Below are 13,962 nucleotides of genomic sequence, written 5' to 3'. Positions count from 1 at the left end.
CGCGACAGATATTAATACGGATTCTGCTATTAAAAATTATTACCTTTGCCCCGTTTGGACAAGGGTAATTTTTTTACGACCGTCCTTCTACATTTGAACATTGATTTAAAATGAACGCAATTCTTTTTTTGGCAGGTATTTCTGATTGGATTATTAAAATCAGCGATGCCGTTTGCAATTATCCCGAGTTTTTACTGCTTATTGGCGGCGGGCTTTTCTTTCTTGTTTATTCCGGTTTTGTCCCGTTCCGCTATTACGGCAAGGCTATAAAATCTCTATCAAAAAAAGAGAATGCTCCGGGCCAAATATCTTCTTTTGAGGCACTTATGAGTGCAATTGCTGCAACCGTGGGGATGGGAAATATTGCCGGAGTTGCAATTGCGCTGACCATGGGAGGACCCGGCGCCATATTTTGGATGTGGGTGAGCGCGGTTGTAGGTATGGCAACAAAATTCTTTGAAGGGACTTTGACAATAATGTATAAAGGGAAGGATTCTAACGGGGAAGTTCAGGGAGGCCCTATGTATATGATAACTCAGGGAATAGGGAAGAAGTGGAAACCGCTTGCTATATTTTTCTGTGTATTCGGTTTGATTGGTACTTTGTGCATTATGCAGTCTAATCAGCTGACTGAGGCTGTTATAACTACTTTTACAGCACCTGCCGGAATAGAGACTACGCCAATGCTGAGATTTGTTATGGGTGTAATAATCTGCGGCATAGTTTCCGTAGTTGTGCTTGGAGGTATCCAGAGGATTGCCAAAATTTCTTCCAAGATTGTTCCATTGATGGTTGCAATGTATTTTCTTATAGTACTTTACATAATTTGTGCTAACATATCCGTTGTACCCGCAGTATTTGGGGAGATATTCCGCGGAGCATTTACGGTGCGCGCCGGAGTTGGCGGAGCGGCAGGGTCTCTGATTATGGTTGCGGTTATTGGTGCAAGAAGGGCGGCGCTTGTTAATGAGGCCGGAGTTGGAACGGCCAGCATGATGCACGGTGCTTCCAAAAATACGGAACCCGTAAGAGAGGGTCTTGTTGCAATGATTGGTCCGTCAATAGATTCCGGGCTTGTATGCACTTTGACAGCACTTGCAATTTTGATTGCAACTGCAAGCGGAAATTACGTTCTTCCTGCGGCAGGCAGCCAGGTTAAAGGATTGGAAATTGCAATCAACTCTTTTAATGCATCCATTCCGATGCCTGTATTTAACGGACACTTAGGAGGTTACCTGCTTATGCTTATGGTGCTGTTCTTTGCATTCTCCACAATGTTCTCTTATTCATATTATGGATGCAAATGCACAAGTTTCTTATTTGGAGCTAAATACGGCAAATATTATAATTACTTTTTCCTTGCAATGCTAATTGTTGCAGCAGTCATTCCTTTGAAGCTTGCAGTATCTATCGTTGACCTTTGCTATGCTCTAATGGCCTTTGCTACAATGTTTACGCTGTTCTATCTATCTCCAAAAGTGAAGGCGGCAATGAAGGTCTATTTTGCAAAGGAGAAGGCGGAGCAAAAATGATATTTTGCATGAGCAGGCATAACAGAAGAATATTCCTGCAACGCGAATATTTGAATAAATACATTGATTGATAGAAAATTACATAAATATAGAAGTGCGCATGAATCCAGATATTTTTATTTCACAGAAGGCGGCCGGGGCGGTGAAGGCTTTGTACAATGCAGTTCCCGACAGTAAATTATTACAGCCTCAGGCGACAAAAAAAGAGTTTGAAGGTGACCTTACGCTTGTAACTTTTCCTCTATTAAGGGTGAGCAAAAAATCTCCCGAGGCAACTGCTGAGGAAATTGGCAATTGGCTGAAAACCAATTGTCCTGAGATAAAATCTTACAACGTTGTAAAAGGATTTTTAAACCTAAAATTCTCAGATGAATTCTGGCTGAAAGAGTTTGCGGAAATTTATGGCGCAAAAGATTTTGGGCAGCTGCCTCCAACAGGAAAGACAGTTATGGTTGAGTTCTCCTCTCCAAATACGAACAAGCCTTTGCATCTTGGACATATCAGAAACAATCTTCTTGGCTGGTCAGTTTCTAAATTGATGGAAGCTAATGGGAATAAAGTTGTTAAGACAAATATTGTAAATGACAGAGGCATTCATATTTGCAAATCCATGATTGCATGGAAGAGAGAGGCGAATGGCGCAACTCCTTCCTCTACAGGGATTAAGGGAGACCATTTTGTGGGGAATTATTATGTCGCATTTAACAATATTCTTAAGAAACAGGCGGAGGAGATTTTAGCAAAAGGGACTCCGTGCAGTGATCCGGACAAAGAGAAAGAGCGTCAGAAAGAGGCTGAGAGAGAGGCTCCTATACAGCATGAGGCTCAGGCAATGCTGCGCAAATGGGAGGCCGGAGATAAAGAAGTTGTGGATTTGTGGAGGACAATGAACGGCTGGGTTTACAAAGGATTTGATGAAACCTACAAGAGGATGGGGATTAGTTTTGATATCATTTATTATGAATCAGATACTTACAAACTTGGTAAAAAGCTTGTGATGGGAGGTTTGGAGAAAGGAATTTTTGAGAAACATCCCGATGGTTCCGTTTGGTGCAACTTGGAAAAGGACGGACTGGACCAGAAACTTTTGCTAAGGGGAGATGGAACTTCCGTCTATATGACACAGGATTTAGGTACTGCGGAAGAGAGATTTGACAAGTATCATTTTGACCAGATGATATATGTTGTCGGCGATGAGCAAAACTATCATTTCCAGGTTCTTAAGCTTATTCTTAAAAAGCTTGGATTTGGCTGGGCGGACTCTATTTATCACATGTCTTATGGAATGGTTGAGCTGCCTGAGGGGAAGATGAAATCCAGGGAGGGGACGGTTGTGGATGCAGATGATTTGATAGATGAGATGTTTAATACTGCAAAGGAAAATTCACAGGAACTGGGCAAGCTGGAGGGACTGTCAAAAGAGGAGCAGAATAAATTATTTGAGATGCTTGGCCTGGGCGCTCTTAAGTACTTTATAATAAAAGTGGATCCGCGAAAGACAATGCTGTTCAATCCTAAGGAATCCATTGATTTTAATGGTAATACAGGCCCTTTCATTCAGTATACTCATGCAAGAATAAAATCAATTTTGCGCAAGGCTGAGGAGATGCAATACGCTCCTGATATAAAAGCCGAATCTTTGCTTCCAAAAGAGATAGAGCTGATAAAACTTTTAAACTCTTTCCCTGAGAAAATCAAAGAGGCCGGAGACCAGAAATCTCCTGCGGTTGTTGCAAATTACTGCTATGATTTAGCCAAAGAGTTCAATCAATACTATCATGATTACTCTATTTTAAAGGAAGAGAATCAGAGCGTTAGAGCGGAAAGACTGGCAATTGCATCTGTGATTGCAAAAGTGCTTGTAAAGGGGATGGGCATTTTAGGAATTGAACTTCCGGAGAGGATGTAACTTGAATCTCTTTTTTAATGGACAATAATCAACAATACATTAAAAGAAATCATGTTTCACCATTTCTTCCAACTACAAAGGATGAAATGCTCAAACTTGGGTGGCAGAATGTAGATATTGTTCTGTTTTCAGGTGATGCCTATGTAGATCATCCTGCTTTTGGAGCAGCTGTAATCGCAAGAGTGTTAGAGCATAACGGCTACAGAGTTGCCGTAGTTCCGCAACCAAACTGGAGAGATGATTTGCGGGATTTTAAAAAGATGGGGGTTCCGCGCCTCTTTTTTGCAATTACTTCCGGGGCGATGGATTCTATGGTGAATCACTATACTGCGGCAAAAAGATTGCGCAGCAATGATGCTTATACTCCCAACGGAGCTGCTTCATTCAGACCAGATTACGCAGTTAAGACATATTCCCTTATTCTTAAAAAATTGTATCCGGATGTCCCCGTAGTTATAGGCGGAATTGAGGCCTCTTTAAGGCGTCTTGCGCACTATGATTACTGGCAGGATAAACTCATGCCTTCTATCTTGCTGGACAGCAAAGCTGATTTTCTGATTTATGGAATGGGGGAGAAGGCGATTGTGGAAATTGCTGATTACCTGAGAAATAAAAATCACAAGAAAAAGGAAGATAGTCTGTCGGGAGAAAAAGAGAATTTTTCTGATGACAGAGAGAGCCTTAAGCAGATTGCATATTTTAGCAAGGAGGCGCCCAAAAAATCTGATGACGTAGTTTTGCTGCACTCTTTTGATGAGTGTGTTAAGAGCAAAAGGGCTTTTATAGAAAACTTCAATGAGATTGAGCTTCAGGCTAATATAAAGAATCCAAGGAGAATTGCCGAACCATGCGGCGGAGGATATGTTTATGTAAATGTTCCTTTTGATATGCCGGCGGAGGAGGAGCTGGATTCTTATCACGATTTGCCATATACGCGGCTTCCGCATCCGCGCTATAAGGGGAAAATGATTCCGGCGTATGAGATGATTAAGTTCTCAATTAACATACATAGAGGATGTTTTGGCGGTTGCAGCTTTTGCACTATTGCTGCGCACCAGGGGAAATTTATACAGAGCAGAAGTTGTGATTCTATCTTGAGAGAGATTGAAAAAGTTAAAGCGTTGCCAGGTTTTGCTGGGAATATTTCAGATGTAGGGGGGCCAACTGCAAATATGTACAGGATGGGCGGCAAGGATAAAACATTATGTGAAAAGTGCCGCAGAAAATCTTGCCTTTTCCCTGTAATATGCTCAAATCTAAATAATTCCCATAAGAGTCTTTTGGAACTTTATCATAAGATTGATGCTTTGCCGGGAATTAAACATTCATACATCGGGAGCGGAATACGATATGATTTATTCCTTTCAGAAAAAGGATTCTATGATAATACCTGTCGTGATTATTTCTATGAGCTGATGGAAAAACATACCAGCGGCAGATTAAAGGTTGCTCCTGAACATACGGAAGATGAGGTGCTTAAGCAAATGGGGAAACCTTCATTTAAATTATTTGAGAGATTAAGGGAGGAGTTTGACCTCCATAACCGCAAGAGAGATATGCATTTGCAGCTTGTACCTTATTTTATTTCATCTCATCCGGGTTGTACAATGGCTGATATGCAGGCACTTGCACATAATAAATGTTTGCGCGGAGTCTATATGGACCAGGTGCAGGACTTCACTCCTACCCCCATGACGCGCAGTTCTGTTTCATATTATACAGGTCTGGATACAAGGACTTTCAGACCAATACCCGTGGAGAAAAATCCACAGCGGAAAAAGGAACAGAAATCCTATTTTTTTAAGAAATAACTTAATTTTTTTTGTTATTAGAAAATTTGCTGTATAATTGCATGAGAAATAGAAAACACGTTTTTAGCAATGACTAAATCAGTTAATAAGAAGAAGGTTACACCAAAGACAAAAGTGGTTGTTAAGAAAAAGGTTGCAAAAGTTCAGCCAAAAAAGGCGGTCAAAAAACAGCCTAAGAAAGTGGTAAAGGCTCAGCCAAAAAAAGCGGCAAAAGTTCAGCCCAAAAAGACGGCTAAGACTCAACCCAAGAAGGCGGTGAAAGTTCAGCCTAAGAAAGTTGTAAAAGCACAACCCAAAAAGGTGGCCAAAGTTCAGCCTAAAAAAGCAAAAAAAGTCCAGTCTAAAAAAGCTGTTAAGTCTCAGCCACAGAAAGTTGTAAAGGTTCAACCTAAAAAAGCGGAGAAAGCGCAGCCTAAAAAAATTGAGAATAAGGTTGCCGCACCCAAACCTGTCGGGATTAAAAAGGAGATAAAGAAAGAGGTTAAGAATGTGGCACAATCTTCTGCAAAACAAGATATTGCAAAGAGAACAACAATAAAAATCAGACCTGTTTCCGTTGATAAGCAGCAGGCGAGCCCTGTTATGATGACTACGGAAAGACCTAAGAATGTGGGAGTTCCTGCATCCATTAGTAAAAAGAAGAGGCTGGTTGTTAGTTATTCCAATATGAATGCGGATCTTCAGGAGGCATTCAGGGAGAAATATCCAAAAGGCTATGCAGATTATATGGCCGATTTATTTAAGGTTGACAAACCTGACGGCTCATCATTCTACGCAATTTCAATGGAGACTCAAGATGCTGTGTATCTGATTAAAATGGTGGTGAAGATTGATGATTATGATGATGCTCAGAATGGTTTGTTTCCTGATGCCGCAGGCGCAGAGTCTGACGGACCGGCTGAGGGAGAGACTTTCCCTGATAATGATACTGAGAATATGGGCGATGCGGATGATGACGCAGATGCCGATGAATAAAAACTTTTGAGAGATGTAATGCTCAACCGTTTAACCCATAAAATTTCTAGCCGGATAATCCTGTGGCTCAACAGGATGCCGGAGCAAAGGGAGATTCTTTTGCTGGCTTTTGTAGTTGGATTGGGAAGCGGACTTGCGGCAGTTATTCTTAAGGAGTTAATAAAGTTAGTACAACATTTGCTGGTTGGATGGTTTAAGAACCCTTCTTCCGGCATTTTGTTTTTCTTGTACCCCGGAATTGGAATGTTGCTTGCGTATCTGATTGTGCACTACGTAATTAAGGACAATATCAGCCACGGAGTTACAAAGGTGTTGCTTGCAATTTCCAGAAATGAATCTAAAATTAAACCTCACAATACATGGTCTTCTATCGTAACCAGCGCACTGACAATTGGTTTTGGAGGTTCTGTAGGAGCTGAGGCTCCAATTGTTTATACCGGTGCCGCCATTGGTTCTAATGTTGGAAGAAAAATAGGACTTTCATATAAAAACATAACGCTCCTTTTAGGGTGCGGTGCTGCCGGTGCAATTGCCGGAATTTTTAAGGCGCCTATGGCGGGTGTGCTGTTTACATTGGAAATATTGCTTTTCAATATGTCCATGACATCCATCCTGCCATTGGTAATGTCCTCAATTACAGCTACTACGGTTGCTTATGTCTTGAACGGCAGCGATGTTACTTTTGCGACAACGCTCTCAGCTTTCCGCATGGCAAATATTCCATTTTATGTTTTATTTGGAATTCTTTGTGGATTTGCATCTTTGTATTTTACGAGAATTACTCTGTTCATGGAGGATAAAATTCATAAAATTGTCCATCCTTTTGGAAGATGGTTTGTATGTTCCCTGGGTCTTGGAGTATTAATCTTTTTCTTGCCTCCGCTTTACGGAGAGGGTTACGGCTGTCTTTCTGCGCTTCTGAATGATAAGGATTTAGCAGCTATCGGGACTACCTACTTCAGCGGCTTTTTTGTAAAGCCGTGGATTGTTCCGGCATTTTTTATGGCAGTATTTTTCCTTAAAGTTTTCTCCATGACTTTCACAAATGCAGGTGGCGGAGTGGGAGGAACTTTTGGACCAACCCTGTTTATGGGCGGTATTCTTGGATTTGCAGTTGCAAGGTTTTGCAATCTTAGCGGGCTCTCTATTCCTGAGACAAATTTTGTGCTGGTGGGAATGGCGGGGCTTATGGCTGGAGTTATGCAGGCGCCAATGACGGCGATTGTTCTAATTGCCGAAATTACAGGTGGTTATACATTGCTGATGCCGCTGATTATTACAGCTGCAATGTCTTATGCAACAATTAGACTATTTGAGCCTTATTCAATATATACAAAGCGTATTGCAAAGCAGGGATATCTTTTGACTCACGATAGTGATCAGGCAGTACTAACTCTTCTTAAGACGAGCGAGCTGATTGAGAAAGATTTTTCAGTAGTGAATATGAATGAGAGTCTTGGAGAATTTGTGGAGGTCATAGCAGATTCCAAGAGAAATCTTTTCCCAGTGGTTGACCGTCTTGGTGTGTTGCAAGGCATTGTCTCTCTGGATGATGTAAAGGCTGATATGTTTGATAAAAACAAATATCCAACAGAGCATGTCTATACTTACATGAAACCGGCTCAGGATTATGTCTATGAAGATGACCGCATGGACTCCGTCATGAAAAAGTTTGAAATCACCGGAGCATGGAATCTTCCTGTGTTGGACAAAGAGGACCGCTATCTTGGATTTGTCTCAAAATCAAATATTTTCTCGGCTTACAGAAATCAGCTGCAGCAAGTATCGCACGATTAAGGAATCATTATCGTAATGATGTTTTTTGTCATTTATGCTCTCTTTTTAAGGGGGCGTTTTTTTTATTATCTTGCTACAACTTTTAAGTAATAAAGTTTAAAGATTCTTATCAAATTTTTTTCAAATGAATAAACTGTACGTAGAAAGTATCGCAGGCAAGCTTGCTGTAAAACCTTGGCAAATAGAGAATTGTGTAGAACTTTTGGAGGAGGGCGCAACGGTTCCTTTTATCAGCAGATATAGGAAAGAGAAGACAGGTTCTTTGGATGATGTGCAGGTTGCGGAGGTGAAGTTTGACTGGGAAAAATTTAATGATCTGGACAAGCGCAAAGAGGCGGTAATCAAGAGCATTACGGAGCAGGAGAAGATGACTCCGGAGCTGCAGAAGCAGATAGAAAATTGCATAGACCCTCAGGAATTGGAGGACATTTATTTGCCCTTCAGACCAAAGAGGAAGACCCGCGCTAGTGTTGCAAAAGAGAATGGGCTGGAGCCTCTTGCTGTAAAAATGATGTCTTTTGATTTGTCTGAACCTCAGAAATTTGCAGAAGGTTTTGTGAATGATAAGGTGCCTGATGCGGAGGCTGCTTTGCAGGGTGCAAGAGACATTATAGCTGAGAATATTTCAGAGTCAAAGGATATCCGTCAGGAGCTAAGAAAATATTATTGCAAGAGCGGAATTATAAAAGCTAAAGTTGTAAAGGGCAAAGAGGAAGAGGGGGCTAATTATGAGAATTATTTTGACTTTAGCGGGGATATTGCCCGCATGCCTTCTCACAGGGTGCTTGCAATTTTGCGTGCCGCAGATGAGGGCGTGCTCTCTGCAAAAGTGCTTGTGGATGAGAACCTTTCCAAGAAAATAATTTCACATCATTTGTTTAACGGAAAGCGTTGTACTTCCCATCAGCTGTATGAACAATTTGAGATTGCGGAGGATGACGCCTATAAAAGATTGCTCCATCCGTCAATTGAAAATGAGGCGCTGCATATTGCAAAAGAGAAGGCAGATTTGGATTCTGTAAAAGTTTTTGGGGAGAATTTGCGTCAGCTGCTGCTTGCTCCTCCTGTTGGCCAGAAGGCAACATTGGCTCTTGACCCGGGTTTTAGAACCGGTTGCAAAGTTGTATGTCTGGATGCTCAGGGCAGGTTGCTTGCCCATGATGTAATTTTCCCGCATCCTCCTGTGAATCAGAAGATAGATGCAATGAAGAAAGTGACGGAACTTGTAGATAAATATAAAATTGAAGTTATTGCAATTGGCAATGGAACTGCGGCGCGTGAGACGGAAGCTTTCATTAAGCGGCTGAGTTTTTCTCATCCCGTTAAAGTCTTCTCTGTCAGCGAAGACGGCGCTTCAATTTATTCAGCATCAGCTACCGCCCGTGAGGAATTTCCTGAGTATGATGTTACGGTACGTGGTGCAGTATCTATCGGGAGGCGGCTTATGGACCCTCTTGCGGAACTTGTAAAGATAGATCCAAAATCTTTGGGAATAGGTCAGTATCAGCATGATGTGGACCAGACTCTTTTGAAGGAAAAGCTGGATGATGTAGTAGAGAGCTGCGTGAACAGCGTCGGGGTAAATCTTAATACCGCCAGCAAACATCTGCTCTCTTATGTTTCCGGCGTAGGCCCTGCAATTGCCCAGAATATAGTGGATTACAGAAATGAGAATGGTCCTTTTAGCTCCCGACGGCAGCTTCTTAAAGTTAAGCGTCTTGGCGCTAAAGTGTTTGAGCAGGCGGCCGGATTCCTGCGTATTCCGGGAGCTTCTAATGAGCTGGATAATACGGCGGTACACCCGGAGAGATATGCTCTTGTTGCGCAGATGGCCGGCGATATGAACGTTCCTTTGCAAGAACTGATTTCTAATCCTGCAAAGGTAAATGCCATTGACATAAATAAATACGTTAGCGATGCGGTTGGTCTTCCAACTCTTAAGGATATTATTCAGGAACTTTTGAAGCCGGGACGTGACCCGCGCGAGAGTGCAAAAGAATTTGAGTTCTCTCAGGAAATATCTACAATTGAGGATGTTAAAGAGGGAATGGAGCTGCCGGGAATTGTTACCAATATCACAAACTTTGGAGCATTTGTGGACATAGGCATCAAACAAAACGGTCTTATCCATATCTCCAATATGGCGGATCATTTTATCAAATCTCCAACGGAAGTCCTTAAGCTACACCAGAATGTAAAAGTCCGCGTCATTGGCGTAGATTTGCAGCGCGGCCGCATCCAGCTGAAACTGCTGCAGTAATCCGCTCGCAAACTCAAGCCACACCATCCCCAGTCCGCAGGCCCGCGACTAGATGGTGAAAGGTGGTATATAGTTAAATACCAGTAATCCAATTAATTACACAGGTAGGGGTCTCGAATTTCGGACCCCTTATCTTGCAATATGTTGAATATGAGAGCTATATAATACCACCACCCAGAAAGTCGTGCTAGATTGTACCTTAGGCCGCAGGCCCGCGACCGGAGGGAGCGTGCATCTCCGCGGCGATAGCCGCGTGAACCACAAGGCATTACGCCGCTTTGTGGCGGAATGCTCTGCATGCGAGCAGAGCGAGCATGCAATCTTTGCAGCTTCATTTGATTTTAAGCATTATCCCAACGCCCTTTTTTGTGATGAATTGAATTCTATCCTCTTTGGAAAACAGTTCCTTTATTTTACCCATCTGAACATCAAGGTTATGCGCTGCATTTTCTTTTTCACAGCATGGCCACAATGTACCCAGAATCTCATTTTTTAAAACATAATTTCCTGCCTCTTTGCATAGCATTTCCAGAAGCCTGCTCTCCATTTGCTGTAAATCAATATCTCCGTCAGTGCTGCTAATCAGATATTTGCCGCTGTTGAACGTGTATTTGCCCAGTTTGTAAATGTGTTCTGCTACTCCGAATCCTTTGCTTTGTAAAAGATTTTTAATATTGATATCAAGTTTTTCCCTTGTGAAAGGCTTCTCTAAATAAACGTCCGCGCCGCAAAGTTCTGTCTCATCCATCCTGCCTGTCAGGACAATAATAGGGATTGTGCTGCCATTCTCCCTGATTTTTCTTACCATAGAAATTCCATCCATCTTCTCCATCTCCACATCTGTAACTACTATGTCTGGACGATAATTGCGTAATGCGTTAATGCCCTCTGCTCCGTTGAAAGCGCACTCAATTTCGTACTCTCCGCTTTTCCCCATGACTCTTTTAATAAGTGCGCAAAGGTCCTTGTCATCATCAATAAATAATAGTTTAATCATCTTATTATCTGTTATTTGGAAAACCTAGTGTAACTTCAGTCCAGTCTCCCGGTTTGCTTTTTATTTCTGTATAACCGTTCATGGCCTTCATCAGCTGGTATACATAATTTAGCCCAATCCCGTAACCGTCTGCACTGCTTGCGTTTTTGCCCCGCTCAAACTTATCAAACAAACCCTTTTTGTTTTTCTCGTCAATTCCATTTCCATTGTCTAATACTGTGATTTCTGTAATATCCCCCTTTAAAACAGATGAGAGTTTTATGTTAACGGTATTGCCGGAATATTTAATGGAATTATCTACAAGATTGCATAGCATTTCATTCACAAAAGATTCATCCGCAAGCAATGATTTGCATTGAGCATCTATCTCAAAATCAACTTTTTTCAGTGACATGGCCATGTATTTGTCTGTAATGGCCCCAAACAATTTTTCCAAGTCAATATTGGCCATTTTGAATTGCAATTTCCTTCTCTCCAATTTTGAAATTACTAAAATCTTTTTGCACATCTCGGAAAGAATGGAACTCTCTTTATTTATAATCCGCACATCATCTTGAGCATCCGGATTGTTCTTGATTTCCTGAATGTTATTAAGGTCTTCTCCTGCAAAACCAATAGAGGAGAGTGGATTCCTCATATCATGAATCATCCCATGTGTGTAGTCCTGCCTCATATCAGATATCGCTTTCATTCTGTTAAGCAGGTATGACAACCTCGCAAGACAATAAATTACAAAAACAATTATTACAAATGATGCTATCAGCAGCATCCACATTTTTTCAAGTACGGCTTTGTAAGGGTTTGATATAATGGCTTGTATTCCTTGAGTAAAATTTGATTTAGTTGGAATAATATGTGTCTTTAGCTCACGATAGCTAATCTTTTGGAAGCTTTCATCCTCTTTAAATGCAAGTACTGATTTATAGTATATGGTATCTGTGTTTACAGCTATTATCTTAAAAGACAAATTGCGAATCTCTCTGTTTTTCAATTGTGTACTAAAGAAATATTTTAATGAATCCAAATTAATTTGACTGTTGTTTTTATCCGCAAAATCGTTATATCCCAGGTAGACTTCATCCTGCATCATAGTGTTTTCCGGGGATACAGCCAATATAGTCCCGGATGGAATATGAATAGTTTCCACTCTGTGAACCAACTCATCTTTTACAGCCGCGCTAAAACTCTCATCTACGCTGGTATATAGTTGGCTTTCTATAGACCTGCAAATATTCAGCAATAGAATCACTTGAAGAAATATGATTAGGAGAGCAGCGAGTATGAACGTTATTTTAAAGTAACCTTTCATTTTTTTTAGAGTTATTCTGTAACAAATGTATTTAAAAAAAATCTTATGAAAGCATTTAATTTTCAATAAGATGAATTGAGGATTAATTGATGATACTTTACTATACCTTAAAATAATTTTGTGAAAAATTCTAATGAAAAAGCATTAGTGTCCAATCCGTTAAACGTAAATATATTTTGTATGAAAAAAATATTATTAGTGATTTGTGTCATTTTGTTTTCCCCATCATTTATGGCTGGAAAATATAATCTGGATTCATTAAGTCACAAAGGAACTAAATCTGTCGTGATTAACTCTATTAATTTTAAGAAATTAGTTTTGGATGGCAGCGGAACGTCATTTGATGGAAGCTGGCAAATGGATGGCTCTTCTATTTTATTGTTTGACAAGTATTTGACGCCTGTAAGAGCATACAATTGCGACGGCAGGTATGTGGGTGTAGTAATAAAAGATGGCAATAGCCCTGATAATATTCCTGAACCGGCGATTATTTCAGCGGTCAATAAAAATGGTGATATCGCGGTGATGACGCAAAGCGCATTCTTTTTCTTGTACGATTCTAATTTTCACATTAAATACCAATATCAATACCCATGGTTTTTATTGTTAGAGACAGAATCTTCGGATGTCGTTGAATCTATTAACAAATTGCTGATAACTCCCAATCCGGAGGCACCGGAAATGTACGAGTATAATTTCGCGGTTAAAGACATGAAGTGTGTAAATGATACTTTGTTCATACCTGCAATAACTGAACATTTTGCTTACAATGGATATAACATTGATGATGATGCCAAGAAATTTTGGAAAGATTCCTATATCTTTATTTCATTTAAAATGAGCAATATAGGTGAAACAAGACGCATATTTGGGCACTATCCTCCCGTGTATCAAAATTCTAATATTCCAATTTTTTCAACTTACGACTTTGCTGTTGTAGGGAATAAAGTTTATGTTTCTTTTGCCGCAGATCCTCTCATATATGTTATGAACAAGAGTGGCAGATTATTATACAATATTGGATACGGTGACGATAATATTAAATGTCTTTATCCGGAAACAAAAACATTTGAAGAATATGAAGTTGGTTTTGATGCCCAGAGAGAAAAATATGGTTATTACGATAGATTATATGCAGACGGAAGTATGATATTTAGAACTTGCCATTTAGATAACGGCAAATGGAAGTTGCAGATCTATGAAAATGAAAACATGATAGGAGATGTACTCATGGATAAACCATTGGAAATCATTGGCAAATATAATAATTGCTACTATGGTTATGTGGAGACGGATGTTGCCACAAAGCAATATGTATTTGTGAAATTTAGTTTATAGAAATAAATGATTCTAATAAATATTTTTTAAATTT

At 40.4% G+C, this 13,962-nt stretch carries 9 protein-coding genes; 7 read left to right on the top strand and 2 right to left on the bottom strand.

Annotated features, from left to right (window positions below; all coding sequences use genetic code 11):
• Positions 1 to 110: 110 nt before the first annotated feature.
• The 6 genes from LKM37_08750 to LKM37_08725 all read left to right on the top strand — a co-directional run bounded on the left by LKM37_08750 (position 111) and on the right by LKM37_08725 (position 10,284).
• The gene (locus LKM37_08750; protein ID MCI1721073.1) at positions 111 to 1,532 is read left to right on the top strand and encodes an alanine:cation symporter family protein; all 1,422 of its coding nucleotides are present in this window, start codon (positions 111 to 113) and stop codon (positions 1,530 to 1,532) included.
• Positions 1,533 to 1,632: 100 nt separating this feature from the next.
• Entirely contained in the window at positions 1,633 to 3,441 is a 1,809-nt protein-coding gene (gene argS, locus LKM37_08745; GenBank protein ID MCI1721072.1) for an arginine--tRNA ligase, read from the top strand.
• Positions 3,442 to 3,458: 17 nt separating this feature from the next.
• Positions 3,459 to 5,252 (top strand): YgiQ family radical SAM protein, encoded by a 1,794-nt coding sequence (locus LKM37_08740; protein ID MCI1721071.1) that lies wholly within the window; start codon positions 3,459 to 3,461, stop codon positions 5,250 to 5,252.
• A gap of 69 nt (positions 5,253 to 5,321) precedes the next feature.
• Positions 5,322 to 6,227, top strand: coding sequence for a hypothetical protein (locus LKM37_08735; protein ID MCI1721070.1), 906 nt, complete (start codon positions 5,322 to 5,324; stop codon positions 6,225 to 6,227).
• Positions 6,228 to 6,302: 75 nt separating this feature from the next.
• Complete coding sequence (locus LKM37_08730) at positions 6,303 to 8,024, top strand: chloride channel protein (GenBank protein MCI1721069.1); 1,722 nt, start codon at positions 6,303 to 6,305, stop codon at positions 8,022 to 8,024.
• 124 nt (positions 8,025 to 8,148) lie between these two features.
• Positions 8,149 to 10,284 (top strand): RNA-binding transcriptional accessory protein, encoded by a 2,136-nt coding sequence (locus tag LKM37_08725; GenBank protein ID MCI1721068.1) that lies wholly within the window; start codon positions 8,149 to 8,151, stop codon positions 10,282 to 10,284.
• Positions 10,285 to 10,615: 331 nt separating this feature from the next.
• Here the strand turns inward: LKM37_08725 and LKM37_08720 are convergent, their stop codons facing one another.
• Both LKM37_08720 and LKM37_08715 read right to left on the bottom strand, forming a co-directional pair.
• Entirely contained in the window at positions 10,616 to 11,281 is a 666-nt protein-coding gene (locus LKM37_08720; GenBank protein ID MCI1721067.1) for a response regulator transcription factor, read from the bottom strand.
• Between the two features lie 4 nt (positions 11,282 to 11,285).
• The gene (locus LKM37_08715) at positions 11,286 to 12,590 is read right to left on the bottom strand and encodes a HAMP domain-containing histidine kinase (protein ID MCI1721066.1); all 1,305 of its coding nucleotides are present in this window, start codon (positions 12,588 to 12,590) and stop codon (positions 11,286 to 11,288) included.
• A 180-nt stretch (positions 12,591 to 12,770) separates the two neighbouring features.
• Between LKM37_08715 and LKM37_08710 the strand changes: the two genes are divergently transcribed.
• Positions 12,771 to 13,928, top strand: coding sequence for a hypothetical protein (locus tag LKM37_08710; GenBank protein MCI1721065.1), 1,158 nt, complete (start codon positions 12,771 to 12,773; stop codon positions 13,926 to 13,928).
• Positions 13,929 to 13,962 lie beyond the last annotated feature (34 nt).

Source organism: Bacteroidales bacterium, from assembly GCA_022647615.1.
Lineage (GTDB): Bacteria > Bacteroidota > Bacteroidia > Bacteroidales > UBA932 > Egerieousia.
Note: the sequence above shows the minus strand (reverse complement) of the source record. Positions and strands in the feature narration are given on the sequence as shown.